This window comes from Streptomyces sp. NPDC030838, assembly GCF_055572035.1.
This window is the reverse complement of the sequence record NZ_JBVIED010000003.1, coordinates 102,507-123,552: the sequence shown is the minus strand read 5'-3', so window position 1 is coordinate 123,552 and position 21,046 is coordinate 102,507. Positions and strand designations below refer to the sequence as shown.

At 72.6% G+C, this 21,046-nt stretch carries 16 protein-coding genes; 9 read left to right on the top strand and 7 right to left on the bottom strand.

From position 1 onward, the window contains the following. The first annotated feature begins 245 nt into the window (after positions 1-245). From ACZ42A_RS11015 to ACZ42A_RS11005, 3 genes are all read left to right on the top strand, one after another. Positions 246-1,229: an SMI1/KNR4 family protein gene (locus ACZ42A_RS11015; RefSeq protein ID WP_468526873.1), complete on the top strand. Its 984-nt coding sequence runs from the start codon at positions 246-248 to the stop codon at positions 1,227-1,229. A gap of 8 nt (positions 1,230-1,237) precedes the next feature. Beyond that, a complete protein-coding gene (locus tag ACZ42A_RS11010) occupies positions 1,238-4,129 on the top strand; it encodes an SUKH-4 family immunity protein (RefSeq protein WP_468526872.1) in 2,892 nt (963 codons plus the stop codon). 213 nt (positions 4,130-4,342) lie between these two features. Next, positions 4,343-5,236 carry a cellulose-binding protein gene (locus ACZ42A_RS11005; protein WP_468526871.1) on the top strand — a complete coding sequence of 298 codons (894 nt, stop codon included), beginning with the start codon at positions 4,343-4,345 and terminating at the stop codon, positions 5,234-5,236. 27 nt (positions 5,237-5,263) lie between these two features. Here the strand turns inward: ACZ42A_RS11005 and ACZ42A_RS11000 are convergent, their stop codons facing one another. Both ACZ42A_RS11000 and ACZ42A_RS10995 read right to left on the bottom strand, forming a co-directional pair. Beyond that, positions 5,264-6,874 (bottom strand): sodium/solute symporter, encoded by a 1,611-nt coding sequence (locus ACZ42A_RS11000; protein ID WP_468526870.1) that lies wholly within the window; start codon positions 6,872-6,874, stop codon positions 5,264-5,266. Continuing rightward, positions 6,871-7,263, bottom strand: coding sequence for a DUF485 domain-containing protein (locus ACZ42A_RS10995; protein ID WP_468526869.1), 393 nt, complete (start codon positions 7,261-7,263; stop codon positions 6,871-6,873). Before ACZ42A_RS10995 ends, ACZ42A_RS11000 begins: the two co-directional genes overlap by 4 nt. Positions 7,264-7,444: 181 nt before the next feature. Here ACZ42A_RS10995 and ACZ42A_RS10990 point away from each other — a divergent pair, with 181 nt between their 5' ends. Beyond that, positions 7,445-7,834 carry a hypothetical protein gene (locus ACZ42A_RS10990; protein ID WP_468526868.1) on the top strand — a complete coding sequence of 130 codons (390 nt, stop codon included), beginning with the start codon at positions 7,445-7,447 and terminating at the stop codon, positions 7,832-7,834. Positions 7,835-7,880: 46 nt separating this feature from the next. Here ACZ42A_RS10990 and ACZ42A_RS10985 read toward each other — a convergent pair whose 3' ends face one another. The 3 genes from ACZ42A_RS10985 to ACZ42A_RS10975 form a co-directional block, all read right to left on the bottom strand. Continuing rightward, positions 7,881-8,633 carry a DUF3592 domain-containing protein gene (locus ACZ42A_RS10985; protein ID WP_468526867.1) on the bottom strand — a complete coding sequence of 251 codons (753 nt, stop codon included), beginning with the start codon at positions 8,631-8,633 and terminating at the stop codon, positions 7,881-7,883. 86 nt (positions 8,634-8,719) lie between these two features. Further along, the gene (locus ACZ42A_RS10980; protein WP_468526866.1) at positions 8,720-9,205 is read right to left on the bottom strand and encodes a GNAT family N-acetyltransferase; all 486 of its coding nucleotides are present in this window, start codon (positions 9,203-9,205) and stop codon (positions 8,720-8,722) included. Positions 9,206-9,283: 78 nt separating this feature from the next. Further along, a complete protein-coding gene (locus ACZ42A_RS10975) occupies positions 9,284-10,789 on the bottom strand; it encodes an MFS transporter (protein ID WP_468527281.1) in 1,506 nt (501 codons plus the stop codon). A gap of 434 nt (positions 10,790-11,223) precedes the next feature. Between ACZ42A_RS10975 and ACZ42A_RS10970 the strand changes: the two genes are divergently transcribed. The 3 genes from ACZ42A_RS10970 (at position 11,224) to mfd (ending at position 18,359) form a co-directional block, all read left to right on the top strand. Next, complete coding sequence (locus ACZ42A_RS10970; protein WP_468526865.1) at positions 11,224-12,012, top strand: ABC transporter ATP-binding protein; 789 nt, start codon at positions 11,224-11,226, stop codon at positions 12,010-12,012. After that, positions 12,009-14,588 carry an ABC transporter permease gene (locus ACZ42A_RS10965; RefSeq protein WP_468526864.1) on the top strand — a complete coding sequence of 860 codons (2,580 nt, stop codon included), beginning with the start codon at positions 12,009-12,011 and terminating at the stop codon, positions 14,586-14,588. The genes ACZ42A_RS10970 and ACZ42A_RS10965 overlap by 4 nt, the downstream gene beginning before the upstream one ends. A 237-nt stretch (positions 14,589-14,825) precedes the next feature. Beyond that, complete coding sequence (gene mfd, locus ACZ42A_RS10960; protein ID WP_468526863.1) at positions 14,826-18,359, top strand: transcription-repair coupling factor; 3,534 nt, start codon at positions 14,826-14,828, stop codon at positions 18,357-18,359. A 63-nt stretch (positions 18,360-18,422) separates the two neighbouring features. Here mfd and ACZ42A_RS10955 read toward each other — a convergent pair whose 3' ends face one another. Further along, positions 18,423-18,608 (bottom strand): Rv0909 family putative TA system antitoxin, encoded by a 186-nt coding sequence (locus ACZ42A_RS10955; RefSeq protein ID WP_468526862.1) that lies wholly within the window; start codon positions 18,606-18,608, stop codon positions 18,423-18,425. 86 nt (positions 18,609-18,694) lie between these two features. On the opposite strand from ACZ42A_RS10955, the gene ACZ42A_RS10950 reads away from it, so the two are divergent. Continuing rightward, positions 18,695-19,411, top strand: a complete 717-nt coding sequence (locus ACZ42A_RS10950; protein ID WP_468526861.1) for an HNH endonuclease family protein — start codon at positions 18,695-18,697, stop codon at positions 19,409-19,411. A gap of 47 nt (positions 19,412-19,458) precedes the next feature. Further along, complete coding sequence (locus ACZ42A_RS10945) at positions 19,459-20,202, top strand: GNAT family N-acetyltransferase (RefSeq protein ID WP_468526860.1); 744 nt, start codon at positions 19,459-19,461, stop codon at positions 20,200-20,202. Positions 20,203-20,226: 24 nt separating this feature from the next. Here the strand turns inward: ACZ42A_RS10945 and ACZ42A_RS10940 are convergent, their stop codons facing one another. Further along, complete coding sequence (locus tag ACZ42A_RS10940; protein WP_468526859.1) at positions 20,227-20,970, bottom strand: hypothetical protein; 744 nt, start codon at positions 20,968-20,970, stop codon at positions 20,227-20,229. Positions 20,971-21,046: the final 76 nt, after the last annotated feature.

The window sequence follows — 21,046 nt, the reverse complement described above, 5'->3', positions numbered from 1 at the left end:
TGGGGAGCGGATGGCGGTGGGGTCGTGTACCGGTGGGGGCGGAAGGCGGGCGTCCGGTGGCGCGGGGCGGGCGTGACCGGCGCCGGTGACCGGTTTCCTCATACCGCATAGGCTGTCGACACCGCGCCGCGCGCGGTGGGCGTGCCCGGGTCAAGGGGTGCGTCGGAGCAGAGAAGTCGATACGGGGCGTAGTGGCCGGAGTCGGTCGTTACGGGTCGTACAGAGTGCCGCAGGGGGCAACCGCCATGACGACAGGTCGGCTCGGGCAGCAAGCCGCGCCGCCGAACGCGGCCTACGCCGGGCAGGTCGTGCATTTCCCGGATCCGGTCCGGGCGGCCCGTCACCCGAGAGGGGTGCGGGTGGACGAGCACGGCTACCCCGACTTCTCGCCCTACGCGCGGGCGGCGGCGGAGATCGCGGATCCGCCGGAGGGTTTCGGTGTCGACGAACTGCGGCTGACGGACTACGTCTCGGCGAACGCGGCGCTGTCGGCGTCCGGGCACGAGCTGTGGGACACGGTGCCGGCGGTGGCGACGCCGCACGGTTGGACGTGGCACCACGTGGCGGGGACGCGGCGGCTGGAGCTGGTGCCGGTCGAGGTGAAGGCGTTGCTGCGGCATCACGGCGGTATCGCGACGGCGGCGGTGGACCAGGCTAAGCGGGGTACGCGGCCGTTGCAGGAGACGCGTCCGGCGCACTTCGGGCTGCCGAAGTCGGGTGTGGCGGTGAGCGAGGCGCAGGTGCAGGGCGTCGAGGAGGAGCTGGGGTACCGGCTGCCGGGCGCCTACCGCTCGTTCCTGAAGGCGGCGGGCGGCTGCGCGCCGGTCGGGACCGCGCTGGACGCGGAGTTGGGGCTGCTGGTCGACCAGCCGTTCTTCACGGTGCGGGACGAGGCGGCGGTCAACGACCTGGTGTACGTCAACAAGTGTCTGCGGGATCACCTGACCAAGGACTATCTGGGGGTCGGGTTCGTGCAGGGCGGTCTGCTGGCCGTGAAGGTGAAGGGCGAGCGGATCGGTTCGGTGTGGTTCTGCGCGTACGACGACGCGCGGGACGTGGATCCCTCGTGGTCGCCCGCCGAGCGGGTGGAGCGGCTGCTGCTGCCGTGCGGGGAGGACTTCGACGCCTTTCTGTCGCGGCTCGCGGGATCGCCGCCGGAGTTGGAGACGGTGGCGAATCTGATGGTGGACGGCGGTTTCGCGCGGTCCGTGCCGGTGTCGGGGGAGTGAGCTGACCGATGGTGACGTTCGCGCAGGCGCAGGAGCGCGCGGAAGAGTGGATCAACGGGGACGTGCCGTCGTACCAGCACCGTGAGGTGCGGGTGCGCGAGTTCGAGCTCGGGTTCGTGGTGTGGGCCGAGGACCGCGCGGACGGGCCGCGTTCGGACGGCGGCGCGCAGCGGCTGGTGATCGCCCGGGACAGCGGGGAGGCCACGCTGTGGCCGTCGCTGCCGGTGGGTGAGGTGATCCGCCGGTACGAGGAGGAGTACGGCCGTGACGAGGTGGCCGGCGAGCCGGCGCCGGCGCCTCCGGCGCGGGTGGACCTCAATCAGACGTCGTTCCTGCTGACTCCGCCGGAGTGGTTGCAGGACGCGGCGGACAGGCTGGGCATTCCGGACCATCGGGGTGCGGCTCGGGGCGAGTCCCGGGACGGGTTCCGGGGCGGGGCGCCGGAGGATGCGGTGCCTGCGGCTGGGGAACCTGTGGATTCGGTTCCTGCGGGTGCGGCGCCTGAGGGCGGCGGGCCCGTGGATGCGGTGCCCGGTTCCGCGACTCCGGCCGCCGGTGCGGCGTTGCCGCAGACGCAGGCGGGGATTCCCACCGGCGCGTCGGCGCCGGGCGCGCCGGGTGTGCCCGTAGGGGCGACGCCCTGGGCCGGGACCGACACCAACGCGGATGCCGGTGAGGACCGTTCGGTACCGCTGCCGGAGACCGTGTTCGCGCCGCCGCTGAGCGGTGCCGACGACGAGACTCCGCCGGTGGTGGTGCCGGACGCGAAGACGGCGCTGATGTCGGGGGGCAGCCAGCTGCCGCCGACGGCGATCGCGCCGGCGATCGACGATCCGAACGCGCTGGGGGCGCAGGGCGCGCCGTCTGGTGTGGGGGCTGCGGGCGGCCCGGGTATGCCGGGCGTGCCGAGCGCTCCCGCTCCGGGTGCTCCCGGTACGCCGGGTGGTCCCGGCGTGCCGAACGCGCCGAGCGCCCCTGGGATGCCGGGTGCTCCGGGCACGCCGGATGCGCCGGGTACGCCTGGCGCGTCGGGTGTCCCAAGTGCTCCTGGGATGCCGGGTGCCCCCGGTGCTCCGGGTGTGCCGAGCGCGCCAGGTACTCCGGGCGCTCCGGGTACGCCGCCCGGTGCGCACAGCACGCCGCCGCCTCCCTCCATGCCGCCCACCCCCGGGGCGCCGGTCCCTGGCGCACCGCAGGGGAGCACGCCGCCGCCCGCGCCGTCCTACGGCTACCCGCAGTCGGCCGCCCAGCCGCTTCCGTCGAACGCCGGTGACATCGCCGACGCCGCGACCAGCAAGGCGGCCCCGCCGCCGCGCCGTGGCCGGGGGGCGACGCCTCCGCCTCCGCCGGGTGCGCCGGGCACGCCGGGTGTTCGGCCGGGCGGTACGCCCCCGCCGCCGGGTGCGCAGGGCACTCCGGCGGGCGGCGCGTACGTGCCCACCCAGCTCGTGTCCGCCCTCGGTCCCGACGGCCCCGAAGGTCCGGCCGGCCCGGGCGCGCCGCAGCCGCCGAACCCGCCGGGTGTCCCCGGTGGCACGCCTCCGGGCGGTGTCCACCATGCCGCCACCATGCTGGCCGACCCCTCGCAGATGGGTCCGGCGGGTCCGGGCGCGCCGCAGCCCCCGGGCCCTCCCGGCGCACCGGGTGCTCCGGGCGCCCCGCGCACTCCCGGCGCCCCGGGGGCGCCGCAGCCTCCGGGCGCCCCGGGCACGCCGGGCACGCCGGGCGCGCAGGGTGCCGTACACCACGCGGAGACCATGCTGGCCGCGCCCCCGGTGGGCGGTCCGGGCGTGCCCCCGCCGCCGCAGGCCCCGGGCGTCCCCGGCGTACCCCCCGGCGCCCCCCAGCCGATGCCGCCCGCGCCGGGTCAGCCCGTGCCGGGTGCGCAGCCCCCGGCGTACGGCTACCCGCAGCAGCCCACCGGTCAGCCGACCGTCGGTCCCGGCTACCAGGCCGTCCTCCGCTACCGCGCCCAGGACGGCTCGGAGCAGCAGCTGATCCGGCGTTCCGCGCCGGGCACCCCGCATCCGGAGTGGCAGATCTTCCACGAGCTGCGGGCGATGAACGTGCCGCCGGACCAGGTGCTGGAGCTGCACACCGAGCTGGAGTCGTGCGAGCTGCCGGGTGCCTACTGCGCGCGGATGATCCGGGAGCAGTGGCCGCAGGCGCGGATCACGTCCATCGCGCCGTACGGCGCGGACCACGCGAGCCGGCAGCAGGGCATGCAGCAGCTGCTGGCGCACCAGGGCGAGCTGCACCAGGTGGCCGACGGGCCGGCGCGTCCGGCGCCGGTGCGCGCACCGTTGCCGCCGGTGCAGCCGGCGCCGCCCCTTCCGCCGGAGGCCATCGCGCAGGAGCTGGCGGCGGCGTTCGGGCCGGGCGTCTTCCGGTTCGAGCAGGCCGCGGTGTCCCGGCAGGGCGTGCCGCCGATCGTGGCGCACACCCTGGTGGTGGCCGGCCTGCCGGTCGACCTGGGGCCGTTCTTCTGGGCGCAGGCCCAGCCGGGACGTCCGGTGCCGACGCTGGCGGAGCTGGCGCAGGAGCGCGGGGTGCAGCCCGCCGCGGACGCGGGGTCATACCTCGTCATGGGCAGCGACTTCGGCAAGGCGATCTGTGTGCAGTACGGCACGGCGAACATCGTCGCCGTGCCCGTCGAGGCCGGTCCGGGCGGGGCGCCGGTGCCGCCGCAGTTCGTGAACACCGGTCTGCCGGAGTTCGCGCGCTGCCTGGCGCTGCTCGGCCGGATGTGGCGGCTGCGGTTCGGGCTGAACCAGGAGCAGGCGGGCCGCTGGACCGTCGACTTCCAGGCCCAGCTGGCCGCCCTCGACCCGGCGGCGCTCGGTTCGCCGGAGAGCTGGTGGTCCGTGCTGCTGGAGCAGATGTGGGACGGGCTGCTGTGACATCCGTTTGACGGAGTGTCAGAAAGGGCCTGGCCCGGTCGTGAAGGACCGGGCCAGGCCCTTTTGTGTGGAACATGGCGTGGAGTGTTGCGTTGTGGGCTTTTCCTGCCGATCCATCAAGATGTGCGCGAAATCGTCAGTCGCAATCGTTCGTACGACGTCCGTGATCGTTCGTACGTCGTTTCGGGTGAGTCGGTGGAGAGGGGTCCCGGGATGAGCAGCACATCGGTGTCACCACATGGCTTTGCGGCCGTGGTCCGGGGGCGCGGTTACCGCCCCGAGCAGGTCGACGCGTCCGTCTCGGCGCTCTGCCGCGACCGTGACGCCGCGTGGGAACGGGCCGCCCGTCTCACCGTGCTCGCCAAGGAGATGGAGGCGGAGGTGGAGCGGCTGCGGGAGGAGGTCGACCAGCTCCCGCCGCAGACGTACGAGGCGCTGGGGGAGAGCGCCCGGCGCCTGTTCCAGCTCGGGGAGGATGAGGCGGCGGCCGTACGCGAGCGGGCTCGGCGCGAGGCGAAACATCGTGTCGCGAAGGCGGAGGCGCACGCCGACAGCGTGCGCCGGGAGGCGCAGGCGGAGGCCGACGCGCTCCGCACGGACGCCGAGGACCGCGCCCGCCACCGGCTGCTCGCGGCGCGCGCCGAGGCCGACGAGATCCGCGTCACGGCCCGGCGCGAGGTGAAGGAGAGCCGTACGGAGGCGCTGACCGCCCTCCGCGAGATGCGGCAGCGCGCCACCGCGCTCCTCGCCGACCAGCAGAAGGAGCACGCCGAGCGGTGGGCCACCGTCGAACGCGAGGCCGCCGAGCGCGCCGCCGCGCTGGATGCCCGCCACGCCGACCAGGTGGCGCGCGCCGAGGCCGCGCTCGCCGAGGCCGAGCAGGCCTTCGCCGAGGCCGAGGAGTCCGCCCGCCGCCGGCAGGAGGAGGCACAGGAGCGTGCCGCGGAGATCGTCGCCGAGGCGCGGGCGCGGGAGGAGCAGATCGCCCGGGAGACCGAGCGGGTGCTGCGGGAGCACGGGGAGCGCTGGGACGACGTACAGGCGCACATGGACCACGTACGCGAGAGCCTGGCGGCGCTCACGGGCGGGCACGCGCCCGCGGAGTGACGCGCCCCCTCTCCTCCTCGCTTGTCCTCATTCGCTCCTGCGCACCGCCCCCGCCAGGATCCAGCCCTCCACCGCCTCGTACTGCCGGCGCTCCTCCTCCGCCCTCCGCAGGCCGGAGAGCACCGTGCCCAGCCAGCCGAAGGCGAAGCCGAGGGGGACGGAGACCAGGCCGGTGGTGGTGAAGGGGAAGTAGGTGAAGTCGGCCTCCGGGAAGGCGGAGACGGGGGAGCCGGAGACCAGGTTGGTGCCCGGGGTGAGGACGAGGACCGCGAGGGTGCCGCCGATGAGGGTGGCGAGCAGGCCGGCGCGGGTGTAGCGGCGCCAGAAGAGGCTGTAGACCAGCGCGGGGGCGATGGCCGAGGCGCCGAGGCTGAAGGAGAGCGTGACCAGCGGCTGCAGGCTGCGGTGCTGGACGAGCGTGGCCAGCAGGATCGCGGGGACGCCGACCGCCAGCGCGGAGACGCGGGCCAGCGTCATCTCGCGGCGGGCCGGCATCTCCTGCACGCGGGCCGCGAACACGTCGTGGGCCAGGGAGTTGGCGCAGGCGAGGATCATGCCGGCGACGGAGGCGAGCACCGTGAGGAACACGGCCGTCGCGACCGTCGTGAACAGAAACGTCTCCGCGGTCGACACCTCCGGCCCGAGCGCCGCCTGGGAGCCCAGCAGATAGGCCGAGTTGCCCTGCGGGTCCGCCAGCGCGATCGCCTCCCGCCCGACGAGCGCCGTCGCGCCCATCCCGATGACCGTGATGACCAGCACGAACACCGCCACGCCGGCCACCGCCCAGGACATCGAACGCCGTACCTGAGGAGCGCTGGAGGCGGTGTACATGCGCATGGTGACGTGCGGCAGGCAGGCGCCGCCGAGCACCACGCACAACTGGGCGCTGATCATGTCGACGCGCGGATAGGGGCCGCCCGCGAACTCCAGCCCCGAGCCGAGGAACGCGTCGCCCACCCCGCTGCGCGCCGCCGCCGCGGAGAACAGGGCCGTCGGGTCCCAGTCGAACCTGCTCAGGACGAGCACGGCGACCGCGGCGCCCGAGCCGAGCAGGATGACCATCTTCAGGATCTGGATGAGGGCGGTGCCCTTCATACCGCCGATCGCCGCGTAGGAGATCATCAGCGCGCCCAGGCCGATGACGCAGCCCGTCTTCACCTCGTTGCCGGAGAAGCCCAGGATGAACGCCAGCAGCTGTCCGGTGCCCGCGAGCTGCACCAGCATCAGCGGCAGCAGCGCGGCCAGCGTCACCACGCACGCCGTCATTCGCACGGTGCGCCCGGGCATACGGCGCGCGAAGGCGTCGCCCATCGTGAACCGGCCCGCGTTGCGCAGCGGTTCGGCCAGCAGGAACATCAGCAGCATCAGCGACAGGGCCGTGCTCAGCGCGAGCACGATCCCGTCGTGGCCGTAGAGCGCGATGACCCCGCACGTGCCCAGCACGGTCGCGGCGGAGATGTAGTCGCCCGCGATCGCCAGGCCGTTGCGCATCGGCGACAGGGAGCTGTAGCCGGTGTAGAACTCGTCGAGGTCGTCGCGGTCCGGGCCGGTCATCACGCACAGCAGCAGGGTGATCGTGGCGATGGCGGTGAAGGCGACCAGGGACATCGTCTGCGCGGAGTCGCTGAAGACGTTCATCGCGCCGCCTCCCGCCTGGCCTCCACCTCGGACTGCCGGCGGATCCGGTCGGCGAGCGGGTCGACGTAGCGCCGCGCGGTGTGCTCGTACAGCGCGATCGCCAGCCAGGTGACGGGCAGTTGGACCAGCGCCAGCAGCAGCCCGACGGGCAGTCCGCCGGTGACGTCGGCCGTCATGAACGACGGCGCGTACGCCGACAGGATGAGGAACAGCGTGAAGTAACCGAGCGCGGTGAGCGTGGCCACGCGCCGCTGCCAGCGGTAGGCGCTGCGCAGGATCCGCAGGTCGCTGTGGTGGCCGAGCGGGGCGTTCGCCGGCCTTCGGTGGGCGTGCGGCGGCGGTGGGGGCGCCGGCTGCCAGGGGTACGTCGGATACGGGTCGGAGGACATCCCGGTGCTCCTTGCGCGGCTCGGGTCCGGGGCGGCGGACCGCAGGGAGTGGGGGGTGTGGTGCGGGGCACGCACGCTACTCGGAGCACCGGGAGCGCGCGACGGTTTCGCCAAACTGAGTGGTCGGTATGCGCTTTCCGCGCGTGATCTACCATCGGGCGACGATCACGAGGGGGATGAGATGAGTTCTGCCGCCGGGCCGGTGATGCCCGTCCAGGTACGCGCGGCCCAGATCCTGGTGTACGCGTGCGTGGGGGTGGGGCTGCTCTCCCTGCTCGCACTGACCGACGGCCTGTCGTCCTACGAGCTGGGCCAACGGTTCGCGCCCTGGCTCCTGCTGGGAGTGTGCGCGCTGCTCGCCCTGACGTACGACGGCGGTGCCCGCCTCGGCGTCCGGCTCGCGTCCTGCCTGATCCTCGCCTTCGTCGTCATCGGGTCCTTCGCCACCGTGGGCGAGGCCGAGACGGTCGGGGAGTTCCTGGACGCGGCGGTACGCATCGTGCTGACCGCACCGGCCCTGGTGCTGCTGTGCCTGCCGGAGGCCACGGCGTGGTTCCGCCGGCCGGGGTGAACCGCCGGGCGTCGCCGGGTGGGCTGAACCGTCGGCCGGCCGTCGCTCACAGCGGGGTGAGGGCCAGCGCGACGCCCGTCAGGGCCACCAGGGCGGCGCTCGCGCCGAACAGGGCGAGGAGCAGCCCGGCGCTGAGATGGCCGAGCGCACGAGCGCCCCGCACCCGGGTCGGGTCCAGCGGGTCGTAGGTCACGTCGACGCCGGGGTGTGCCAGGCGCTTCAGCACGGACACCGAGGACTCCTGGGTCAGGGTCTCGCCCGTGACCGTGGTGAACCGGTAGACGGGGTACATGGCCTGCTGCTTGGTGGAGGTGATGTACCGGACGACCTGCCCGGGCACCGTCACCCCGCGTCGGCGCAGGATCCAGGGGTCGCGCAGGAAGAACCGCCAGGCCAGTGCGAGCATCCAGAGCCCCATGGGTCCGGCGGGCGTGCCGGCGACGACGAGGCCGGCTTCGGTGGAGTCCTCCGTGCCGGCGGCCGCCAGGACGATCAGGGCCGCCCAGCCGAGCACCAGCGCCGTGACGCGGGACGCGCGTGTGGACGGCACGGGCAGTCGGAGCGGCCGGGGGCGGGTGGTGATCAGCGCCTGTCCGTCCGGCACCGGTGTGACTCCGTCCAGCGCCCGCCCCAGCACCTCGGTGAATGCCCGCACGGCGGCGGTGTTGCCGGTGCGGACGGTGAACGCGGGCTCCGGGCCGCCGCCGGTGATCCGCAGTCCGACGGACCGCCAGTCCGCGCCCCGCTCCACCGCCTCGACGGCCCGCAGGGGGATCTCCCGAACGGTGCGTCCGCGCACCACCGTTATCGTCCGGCCGTCCAGCCGAAAGGTTCCCCCGCGCCCTTTGAGCACAACCTGTGTCTCCGGCCCCATGACCGCGGATCCTAGAGCAGGTGTTCGCGCCGGTAGCGGACTCCGGGGCGCTCGTCGATGGTGAGGTGGCCGACGGTGGTGAAGCCGTTGCGTTCGAGCACGGTCCTGGAGGCCGCGTTGTCGAGCGTGGTGACCGCGGTGAGCGCGCGGAGTCCGTACGCCGTGGCCGCCCTCTCGCACACCAGGCGCACCGCCTCCGTGGCGACGCCCCGGCCCGCCGCGCGGGCGCCCACGCGGTAGCCGAGTTCGGCCGTGCCGTCCTCGACGTCGACCAGGTTGACCCGGCCGACCAGCCGCCCGTCCTCGTCCAGTACGACGTGGAAGTGGCAGACTCCGGCGTCCTGTTCGGCGAGCAGCGCGCGGTGGCGGGCGGGGAACTCGGCGAAGTACGCGTCCCCGCGATCGGGCACCGCGCGGGCGAAGTACGCGCGGTTCTCCCGCTCGAAGGCCAGCAGGGCCTCCGCGTGGTCGGATCGCAGCCGCTCCAAGGTCACCATGAGGGCCAGAGTAGGACCGGGGCGTCCCTGGAGGCGCCCCCTTTTTCGCGGCGGCGGCTCACCTGTCCTCGCTTCTCCTCACGTCTCCGCGAGGACCGGGAACCGTCGCGGGGCCAGCACCAGCAGCGCCAGGAACGCCAGCGCCGCCGCCCCCGCCGCGCCCAGGTACACCGCGTGCACCGCGTCCGCGACCGCCCGGCGGGTCGCCTCGGAGGCGGCGCCGGTGTCCAGGCCCCGCGCGACGGAGTCGAGGTCGCCGGCACCGCCCAGGCGGGCGGCCAGCACGCCGTTGGCGATCGCGCCGAAGAGGGTCGCGCCGATCGTCTGACCGGTCTGCCGGCAGAACAGCACCGACGCGGTGGTCGTGCCGCGCTCCGCCCAGCCGACCGTCGACTGCACACCGATGATCAGCGGCAGCTGGAACAGGCCCAGGGCGGCCCCGAGCAGCAGCATCAGCAGCGTCGGCTGCCAGGCCTCGCCCGGGTACGGCAGCAGCGGGAACGCGGCCAGGATCAGCGTGGCCGTGCCGATGCCCAGCATCGCCGTGTCGCGGAAGCCGATCCTGCGGTAGACGTGCTGGCTGAGCGCCGCCGACACCGGCCAGCTGAGCGTCCACACGGAGAGCACGAACCCGGCGGCGACGGGGCCGAGGCCGAGCACCGACTGGGCGTACGTCGGCAGGAACACCGCGGGGGCCACCATGAGCAGGCCCAGGGCGCCCAGCGCCAGGTTGACGGCCGCGATCGTACGGCGCCGCCAGACCCAGCCGGGGATGATCGGCTCGGCCGCCCGGCGCTCCACCAGCACCACGACCGCCACCAGCGCGAGCCCGGTCCCGAACAGCGCCAGCGACGGCGCCGACAGCCACGGCCAGGCCACCCCGCCCTGCACCAGCGCGGTCAGCAGCACCCCGCCGCAGGCGAACACGGCCAGGGCACCCGCCCAGTCGACACGCGCGTGCGTGCCCGCCTTCTTCCGCCGCGGCTCGTGCAGATGACGGACGATCAGCCAGAGGGCGAGTCCGCCGATCGGCAGGTTGACGAGGAAGATCCAGCGCCAGTCGGCGTACGCGGCGAGCAGGCCACCCACGCCGGGGCCGGCCACCGCCGAGACGGCCCACACGGTGGACAGCTTGGACTGGATCTTCGGGCGTTCGTCGAGCGGGTAGAGGTCGGCGGCGAGGGTCTGGACCGTGCCCTGGAGGGCGCCGCCGCCCAGGCCCTGGACGACGCGGAAGGCGATGAGCGCGCCCATGTTCCAGGCCAGCGCGCACAGCAGCGAGCCGAGCAGGAAGACGGACGCGCCGACGATCAGCACCGGTTTGCGGCCGAAGGTGTCGGACAGCTTGCCGTAGACCGGGAGGCTGACCGTGACGGCGAGCAGATAGCCGGAGAACAGCCAGGAGAAGACGGAGAAGCCGCCGAGGTCGCCGACGATCTGCGGGACGGCGGTGGCGACGATGGTGGAGTCCAGCGCGGCGAGCGCCATGGAGAGCATCAGCGCGGCGACGACGGCACCGCGGCCCCGGGTGTCCCGTGGCCGGCCGGCGGTGGCCTCGCGTATGCCGGTGTCGCCCTGGCTCATCGGCTCGGTGTCCCCCTGGCCCACGAAATTCCTTCCCCTTGCACCTATCTGCCGCAGGACAGCTTCGCACTTGTCCCTGACGCAGCGGGAGGGTGCAGTCTGGGTGGGCCGAAGGGCGGACCGTGACCCCGAGAGCGGATCCGCCTGTCGGTGGACGGCCCCTAGGGGTTCCTCCGTACAACGGCTCGGGGAGGGTTCGTCCGGGCGGAGGACGAGACGGGGCGGGGCCGTCCTTAACCTGGCTTTACGCCGCTGAGGGCGCCGCGGCCACGGCGTACCTCAGCTTCGGGGGTGGGGTTTTCCCCCGCACAGGAGGGGGCCGAGCACCATCGAACCGGACCCCCTGCGCCCGCGAGACTCATCCACGTGACCACTCGGTGCGAGCCTCACCGGCTCGCCACGGACCACCTGTTGACCGACATAGGAGACATACCGTGACATCGGCTGTGACCATTCCCAGGCACGGGGGCACTGGAGGGCGTACGGCCGTTGCCGCGCGGGCGCGGCAGGTCGTCAAGGCCTACGGGGCCGGGGAGACCCGCGTCGTCGCCCTCGACCATGTCGACGTGGACATCGCCCGCGGCCAGTTCACCGCGATCATGGGCCCTTCCGGGTCCGGCAAGTCCACCCTGATGCACTGCCTCGCCGGGCTCGACACCGTGACGAGCGGTCAGATCTACCTGGACGAGACCGAGATCACCGGGCTGAAGGACAAAAAGCTCACCCAGTTGCGGCGAGACCGGATCGGGTTCATCTTCCAGGCGTTCAACCTGCTGCCGACGCTGAACGCCCTCGAGAACATCACGCTGCCCATGGACATCGCCGGCCGCAAGCCCGACAAGGAGTGGCTCGCGCGCGTGGTGGACACCGTCGGGCTCGCCGGGCGGCTCAAGCACCGGCCGACCCAGCTCTCCGGCGGCCAGCAGCAGCGCGTGGCCGTGGCCCGGGCGCTGGCCGCGCGGCCCGAGATCATCTTCGGTGACGAGCCGACCGGAAACCTCGACTCCCGCGCGGGCGCCGAAGTCCTCGGCTTCCTGCGCCGCTCGGTGGACGACCTGGGGCAGACCATCGTGATGGTCACGCACGACCCGGTGGCCGCCTCGTACGCGGACCGCGTGCTCTACCTCGCCGACGGCCGGATCGTCGACGAGATGTACAACCCGACCGCCGAGCAGGTCCTGGACCGCATGAAGGACTTCGACGCCCGGGGGCGTACGTCATGACCGTCCTGAAGACCTCGATGCGCAACTTCCTCGCGCACAAGGGGCGGATGGCCCTGTCGGCCGTGGCGGTGCTGCTGTCGGTGGCGTTCGTGTGCGGGACGCTGGTGTTCACGGACACCATGAACACGACGTTCGACAAGCTGTTCGCCGCCACCGCCTCCGACGTCACGGTCAGCGCGAAGAACTCCTCGGACACCGGCGAGACCACCTCCGGCAACGGCAAGCCGCCCGTGATGCCCGCCTCCGTCCTCGACGAGGTACGCGGCGCCGAAGGCGTGAAGTCGGCGGAGGGGACCGTCTTCTCGACCTCCGTGACCGTCGTCGACGCCGACAAGGACAACCTCTCGCCGACCAGCGGCGCGCCGACCATCGTCGGCAACTGGAACGCCAACGACGCCCGCACCATGGAGATCACCTCCGGGTCCGCCCCGGAGGGCGCCGGCCAGGTGATGGTCGACGCGGACACCGCCGACAAGCACGGGCTGAAGCTCGGCGACGAGATCGGTGTCATCACGGCCGTCGGCACGCACCAGGCGAAGATCTCCGGCATCGCGGACTTCACCGTCACCAACCCCGGTGCCGCGATGTTCTACCTGGACACCAGGACCGCCCAGCAGGCCCTGGTCGGCGAGACCGGCGTCTACACCAACGTCAACGTCACCGCCGCGACCGGTGTCACCGACGCGCAGCTGAAGAAGAACGTCTCGGCCGCGCTCGACGGCGGCTACAAGGTGCAGACCGCCAAGGAGGTCGCCGACGCCAACGCCGAGGAACTCGGCGACTTCATGGGCGTCATGAAGTACGCGATGCTCGGCTTCGCCGGGATCGCCTTCCTGGTCGGCGTCTTCCTGATCATCAACACCTTCTCGATGCTGGTCGCCCAGCGCACCCGCGAGATCGGCCTGATGCGGGCCATCGGCTCGAGCCGTACGCAGGTCAACCGGTCCGTGCTGGTCGAGGCGCTGCTGCTGGGCGTCGTCGGCTCGGTGCTCGGCGTCGGCGCCGGTGTGGGGCTGGCGATCGGGCTCATGGAACTCATGGGCCTGATGGGCATGGAGCTGTCCACGAACGACCTGACGATCGCCTGGACGACCCCGGTGCTCGGCCTGGTCCTCGGTGTCGTCGTCACCGTCCTGGCCGCCGGCCTCCCGGCCCGCCGCGCGGGCAGGGTGTCGCCGATGGCCGCCCTGCGCGAGGTGGGCGCCCCGGCCGACGCCAAGGCCGGTGCCGTACGGGCCGTGATCGGCCTGCTGCTGACCGGCGCGGGCGGCTACGCCCTCTACCTGGCCGGCTCCGCCGACAAGGCGAGCGACGGCTCGCTGTGGCTGGGCGTGGGCGTGGTGGCCACGCTGATCGGCTTCGTGGTCGTCGGACCGGTGCTCGCGAGCGGTGTCGTACGGGTGCTGGGCGTCGTCCTGCTGCGGGTCTTCGGGCCGGTCGGGCGCATGGCCGAGCGCAACGCGCTGCGCAACCCGCGCCGTACGGGTGCCACGGGCGCCGCGCTGATGATCGGGCTCGCGCTGGTGGCGTGCCTGTCGGTGGTCGGCTCCTCGATGGTCGCCTCGGCGACCGACCAGCTCGACAAGACCGTCGGCACCGACTTCATCGTCCAGCACGACCAGGGACAGCTGATCACGCCGCAGGCCGTGCAGGCCGTGAAGGCGGTGGACGGGCTGGAGCGGGTCACCGAGTACAAGGTGCTCGACGCCGATCTGATCACCCCCGACGGCAAGCGGGTGAAGAACGAGACGATCAACGCCGCCGACCCGTCGTACGCGCAGGACGTGCGGACCAAGACGGTGGCCGGCGATCTCGCCGACGCCTACCGGCCCGACTCGATGTCCGTCTTCGAGGGCTTCGCCGAGGAGCACGGCATCAGCCTCGGCTCCACGGTGAAGGTCGACTTCAGGGACGGCACGACGGCGGCCCTCACGGTCCGCGCGATCACCAGCGACGAGGTCGTCGTCGACAAGGGCGCGATGTACGCGTCCATCACGACGGTGGGCAAGTACGTGCCGGCCGACCGGATGCCGCTCGACGTGCTCGTCTTCGCCACGGCGAAGGACGGCCAGGAAGCGGCCGCCTACCAGGCCCTCAAGGACGCGCTGCACGACTACCCGCAGTTCCAGGTCCGCGACCAGACCGACTACAAGGAGGCCCTGAAGGACCAGATCGGGCAGCTCCTGAACATGATCTACGGCCTGCTGGCCCTCGCGATCATCGTCGCGATCCTGGGTGTGGTGAACACCCTGGCGCTGTCGGTGGTGGAGCGGACCCGGGAGATCGGCCTGATGCGGGCGATCGGCCTCTCGCGCCGCCAGCTGCGCCGCATGATCCGCCTGGAGTCGGTGGTGATCGCCCTGTTCGGCGCGCTGCTCGGGCTCGGGCTGGGGATCGGCTGGGGCGCCACCGCGCAGCAGCTGCTCGCCCTGGAGGGCCTGAAGGTCCTCGACATCCCGTGGCCGACGATCGGCGGGGTGTTCCTCGGCTCGGCCTTCGTGGGCCTGTTCGCGGCGCTGATCCCGGCGTTCCGCGCGGGCCGGATGAACGTCCTGAACGCCATCGCCACGGATTAGCCACCGCATACGGGGGTTGCGGAGGAGGCCCGGCGCCGGGAGTCCAAGGGGACTCTTCGGCGCCGGGCCTTTTTTCCGGCGGCCCCCTGGTACGCGACAGCAGCGCCGGACACCGGGAAGCGGACGTTATCCACAGGTCCGGCGCCGCCCAGCGCAGCGTCGTACGCTGGAGACCCCCCGGCCGTATCACGCGTCGGGCGATTCGCGTTGCCCATCACCGGAACGGATAGCCCCTCCATGAGCCTGCACGGTCTGCTCGACGCCGTCGTCAAGGACGCCGCCCTCGCGGAAGCGATCAACGCGGCCGCTGACGGCAACCGGATGCACGTCGACCTGGTCGGCCCCCCGGCGGCCCGCCCCTTCGCGATCGCCGCGCTGGCCCGTGAGTCCGGCCGCCCGGTCCTCGCGGTCACGGCGACGGGCCGCGAGGCCGAGGACCTGGCGGCGGCGCTGCGCTCGCTGCTGCCGCCGGACGGCGTGGTGGAGTACCCCTCCTGGGAGACCCTGCCGCACGAGCGGCTCTCCCCGCGCAGCGACACCGTGGGCCGCCGGCTCGCCGTGCTGCGCCGCCTGGCCCACCCCAGCCCCGACGACCCCGAGACCGGCCCGGTCTCGGTCGTCGTCGCGCCCGTACGGTCCGTGCTCCAGCCGCAGGTCAAGGGCCTCGGCGACCTGGAGCCCGTGTCCCTGAAGTCGGGCCGGACGGCCGATCTGAACGAGGTCGTGGACGCCCTCGCCGCCGCCGCGTACGCGCGCGTGGAGCTGGTCGAGAAGCGCGGCGAGTTCGCGGTCCGCGGCGGCATCCTCGACGTGTTCCCGCCCACCGAGGAACACCCCCTGCGCATCGAGTTCTGGGGTGACGACGTCGAGGAGATCCGCTACTTCAAGGTCGCCGACCAGCGCTCCCTGGAGGTCGCCGAGCACGGCCTGTGGGCCCCGCCCTGCCGCGAGCTGCTGCTCACGGAGGACGTCCGCACGCGCGCGGCCGCCCTCGCCGAACAGCACCCGGAGCTGGGCGAACTCCTCGGCAAGATCGCCGAGGGCATCGCCGTCGAGGGCATGGAGTCGCTGGCCCCGGTCCTCGTCGACGACATGGAGCTGCTGCTCGACGTGCTGCCCAAGGGCGCCATGGCCGTCGTCTGCGACCCGGAGCGGGTGCGCACGCGCGCGTCGGACCTCGTCGCCACCTCGCAGGAGTTCCTCCAGGCCTCCTGGGCGGCCACCGCCGGCGGCGGCGAGGCGCCCATCGACGTGGGCGCGGCCTCCCTGTGGTCCATCGCCGACGTCCGCGACCGCGCGCGCGAGCTGGACATGATGTGGTGGTCGGTGTCGCCGTTCGCCGCGGACGAAGAGCTGGACGCGGATACGTTGAAGCTCGGCATGCACGCCCCGGAGACCTACCGCGGCGACACCGCCAAGGCGCTCGCCGACACCAAGGGCTGGCTCGCCGACGGCTGGCGCACGGTCTACGTCACCGAGGCCCACGGCCCGGCCGCCCGTACCGTCGAGGTGCTCGGCGGCGAGGGCATCGCGGCCCGTCTGGAGGCCGACCTCGCCGAGATCTCCCCGTCGGTCGTGCACGTGGCGTGCGGCTCCATCGACAACGGCTTCGTCGACCCGCACCTCAAGCTGGCGGTGCTCACCGAGACCGACCTGTCCGGGCAGAAGGCGGCCGGCCGGGAGGGCGCCCGCATGCCCGCGCGGCGCCGTAAGACGATCGACCCGCTCACCCTGGAGCCGGGCGACTACATCGTCCACGAGCAGCACGGCGTCGGCCGCTACATCGAGATGGTGCAGCGCACCGTGCAGGGCGCCACCCGCGAGTACCTGGTGGTGGAGTACGCCCCCGCCAAGCGCGGCCAGCCCGGCGACCGGCTGTACATCCCGACCGACCAGCTGGAGCAGATCACCAAGTACGTCGGAGGCGAGGCGCCCACCCTGCACCGGCTGGGCGGCGCCGACTGGACCAAGACAAAGGCGCGCGCCAAGAAGGCGGTCAAGGAGATCGCCGCAGACCTGATCAAGCTCTACAGCGCCCGTATGGCGGCTCCTGGGCACTCCTTCGCGCCGGACACCCCGTGGCAGCGTGAGCTCGAGGACGCCTTCCCGTACGCGGAGACCCCGGACCAGCTCACGACCATCGCCGAGGTCAAGGAGGACATGGAGAAATCGGTCCCCATGGACCGCCTGATCTGCGGCGACGTCGGCTACGGCAAGACGGAGATCGCCGTCCGCGCCGCCTTCAAGGCCGTCCAGGACGGCAAGCAGGTCGCGGTGCTGGTGCCGACCACGCTGCTGGTGCAGCAGCACTTCGGGACGTTCAGCGAGCGGTACGCGCAGTTCCCGGTGAACGTGCGGGCGCTCTCCCGCTTCCAGACCGACACCGAGGCCAAGGCGGTCCTGGAGGGGCTGCGCGAAGGCTCGGTGGACGTGGTCATCGGCACGCACCGCCTCTTCTCCTCCGAGACCAAGTTCAAGGACCTCGGTCTGGTCATCGTCGACGAGGAGCAGCGCTTCGGCGTCGAGCACAAGGAGCAGCTGAAGAAGCTGCGGGCCAATGTGGACGTGCTGACGATGTCGGCGACGCCGATCCCGCGCACCCTGGAGATGGCCGTGACCGGCATCCGCGAGATGTCGACGATCACGACCCCGCCGGAGGAGCGGCACCCGGTGCTCACCTTCGTCGGTCCGTACGAGGAGAAGCAGATCGGCGCGGCGATCCGCCGTGAGCTGCTGCGCGAGGGCCAGGTCTTCTACATCCACAACCGGGTCGAGTCGATCGACCGCGCGGCGGCCCGGCTGCGGGACATCGTGCCCGAGGCGCGCATCGCGACCGCCCACGGCCAGATGTCGGAGACGGCTCTGGAACAGGTCGTCGTCGACTTCTGGGAGAAGAAGTTCGACGTACTGGTGTCGACGACGATCGTCGAGTCCGGCATCGACATCTCCAACGCGAACACGCTGATCGTGGAGCGCGGCGACACCTTCGGCCTCAGCCAGCTGCACCAGCTGCGCGGCCGCGTCGGCCGTGGCCGCGAGCGCGGCTACGCGTACTTCCTGTACCCGCCGGAGAAGCCGCTGACGGAGACCGCGCACGAGCGGCTCGCGACCATCGCCCAGCACACCGAGATGGGCGCGGGCATGTACGTGGCGATGAAGGACCTGGAGATCCGCGGCGCGGGCAACCTGCTCGGCGGCGAGCAGTCCGGCCACATCGCGGGCGTCGGCTTCGACCTGTACGTGCGGATGGTCGGCGAGGCGGTCGCGGACTACCGGCGGCAGCTGGAGACCGGGGAGATCGAGGAGGAGGCGCCGCTCGAGGTCAAGATCGAGCTGCCCGTCGACGCGCACGTCCCGCACGACTACGCGCCGGGCGAGCGGCTGCGCCTCCAGGCGTACCGCGCCATCGCCTCCGCCAACACGGAGGAGGACATCAAGGCCGTACGGGAGGAACTCGTCGACCGGTACGGCAAGTTGCCGGAGCCGGTGGAGAACCTGCTGCTGGTGGCCGGGCTGCGGATGCTCGCGCGCGCGTGCGGCGTCGGCGAGATCGTCCTCCAGGGCACCAACATCCGCTTCGCGCCGGTGGAGTTGCGCGAGTCGCAGGAGCTGCGGCTCAAGCGGCTGTACCCGGGTACGGTCATCAAGCCGGCGGTGCATCAGGTCCTGGTGCCGCGCCCCAAGACCGCGAAGGTCGGCGGGAAGCCGCTGGTCGGGCGGGAACTGCTGGCCTGGGTCGGGGAGTTCCTGACGTCGGTGCTGGGGTCGTAGCGACATGGCGCGAGCCGCCCGTGTACCCCGCGGGCGGCTCGCGGTGCCAGGGGGACGGCGGCCCTACTGCTGTTCGTCGGGCCTCTTGCGGTCCATGCCGAGCCGGCCTTCGACCTGCTGCTGGGCGTCGTCGACCTGCTGCTCGTACTTGTTGCCCGTCCTCTCGTTGACCTTGCGTTCCGCGGCGTCGGAGGCCTGCTTGGCCTTGTCCCGCGCGGCGTGGCTCTTGAACCTGTCGAAGATGCCCATCCAGAGCTCCTTCCGGGGATGACTCAAAACCGACGATACGCCCGAGATGTCCGGGATGCCGAGTTGAATAAGGGGAGGAACGCCACGTGAGGCGTCTGAGGGGCGGGACGGCGGCCGTCGCCGTGACGCTGCTGTGCACGGTGACCGGCTGCACCGGGTCGACCACGGGAGCCGGCGGCCCGGAGGAGGCCACCGGCGGGGGAGCGGCCCTCGCGGCCGCGGAGGCGCTGCCCGTCAAGGGCCGCGCACCGAAGACCGGCTACGACCGGGACCGGTTCGGCAGCCCCTGGGCCGACACCGACTCCAACCGCTGCGGCACCCGCGACGACATCCTCCGCCGGGACCTCACCGACGTCCGGTTCGGCGACGGCCGCTGCGAGGTGGCCTCCGGCACGCTGGACCCCGACCCCTACACCGGCCGGGACGTCACCTTCGTCCGCGGTCGCAGTAGGGTCGACATCGACCATGTCGTCGCCCTCTCCGACGCCTGGCAGAAGGGCGCCGGCCAGTGGGACCCGAGCAAGCGCATCGCCTTCGCCAACGACCCGCTCAACCTCCTCGCCGTCGACGCCGGCACCAACCGCGCCAAGGGCGACGGCGACACGGCGACCTGGCTGCCGCCGAACAAGGCGTACCGGTGCACGTACGTCGCCGCGCAGGTCGCGGTGAAGAAGAAGTACGGCCTGTGGGTGACCTCCGCCGAGAAGGCCGCGATGCGGCGCGTGCTCTCCCGTTGCCCGGACCAGGAGCTGCCGTCGGGCGGCAGCCCGACGAAGGCACCGCCGCGGTTCCACGCCGACTGAGCGAAAACCGGTTTTCGGTGTCCCGTGTCCGGCCTACGGTGACCCCCATGGAATGGAAGGTGTCGAGCCTGGCCGAGCGTCCCGACATGCTGCAGCGCGTCGTCGGAATGGCGGACAGCTGGCCGGAGTTCGTGCTCGAGGACCCGGTGGGCTGGGCCCACTTCCCGCGGATAGCCACCGAACTCCCGCAGTACGTGCTGTTCGCCGAGGACGAGCGGGGCGAGGTCGTCGCGAACGCCTACAGCGTGCCGTTCGCCCTCGCCGCCGACGGCCGCGGTGAACTGCCCGCCCGTGGCTGGGACGCGGTCCTCGTGTGGGCCTTCTCCGATCTGCGCCGAGGAGTCCGTCCGGACACCGTGAGCGCGATCTCCGTCTCCGTCGCCCCGCACGCCCAGGGCCGCGGCCTGTCCGCGGTGATGCTCGCGGCGATGCGCGACAACGCCCGCGCCCTCGGCTTCCGCGAGGTCGTCGCCCCCGTGCGCCCCAACGCCAAGCACCTGGAGCCGCGTACCCCCATGGAGGAGTACGCCCGCCGGGTGCGCCCCGACGGGCTTCCGCACGACCCCTGGCTGCGCGTGCACGCCCGGGCCGGTGCCACCGTCCATTCCGTGGCACCGGCCTCGATGACCGTCTCCGGCTCACTGGAGCAGTGGCGCCGGTGGACCGGGCTGCCCTTCGACACCGCGGGCGACATCGAGGTGCCCGGCGCGCTGGTGCCGGTGCGGTGCGAGCCGGAGCAGGGGTACGCGGTCTACGTGGAGCCCAATGTGTGGATGCGGCACGCCCTGTAGGCGCGCCGCATCACGGGAGCGGGATCAGCCGGCGAGCGCGTCCAGGTCGATGATCTCGCCGGCGGGCTTCTTCGCCGGGACCGGCTTGCCGTAGTCGCTGAAGAACAGCGAGTCCCGCTCACCGGCGCTCTTGCTGTCCAGCCGCAGCAGGTACGGCTTGCCCTCGGTGGCGACGTACAGCGTGTAGCGGTCCTTGCCGTCCTTCTCGTGCAGGACGATCGCCGGGGTGCCGTCGACGGTCGTGGTCTTGCCGCGCGTGGCGTCCGACTTCACGTCGTCGGTGTCGCCGAGCAGTTCGTCCAGGTCGCAGAATTCCGGCACGTCCTCGGCGTCGGCGCCCGTCACGGCCGTCTTGGTCCACTTCCCGGCCATCATGTCCACGACCGCGTCGGTCTCCGCCTCGGGCGCGCCCTTGCCCTGGGCGCGCAGGAAGGCCTCGTCGTAGCGCATGTACATCGTGTCGCCGGTCTGGATGAGGTCGACCTTGCCGCCGCCCGTGCCGAAGGTTCCGGCGCACTCGCCCTTGTCGTTCACCGCCACGTCGAAGCTGATCGTGCCCATCTCCTCGTCGGGCACCTGGCCGGCCAGCCGCAGCGACGAGGCGCCGGTCGTGGCCTTGACGGCGCGGTCGGCGATCTCGCCACCGGTCAGCCCGGCGAACGGTCCCTTCGGCTTGTCGTCCGCCGAGTCCTGGCCCGGCAGACAGCCGGTGAGGCCGACGGTGGTCGCGGCGGCGAGGCAGAGAGCGGCGAGGGTGGTACGGCGCATGGGAGTTCCTTGGTGGTGAGATGCGGTGGTGCGGGGGGGTGGGCGGCCGGCGGGGGAGGCCGGCCGCCCGGTGAGC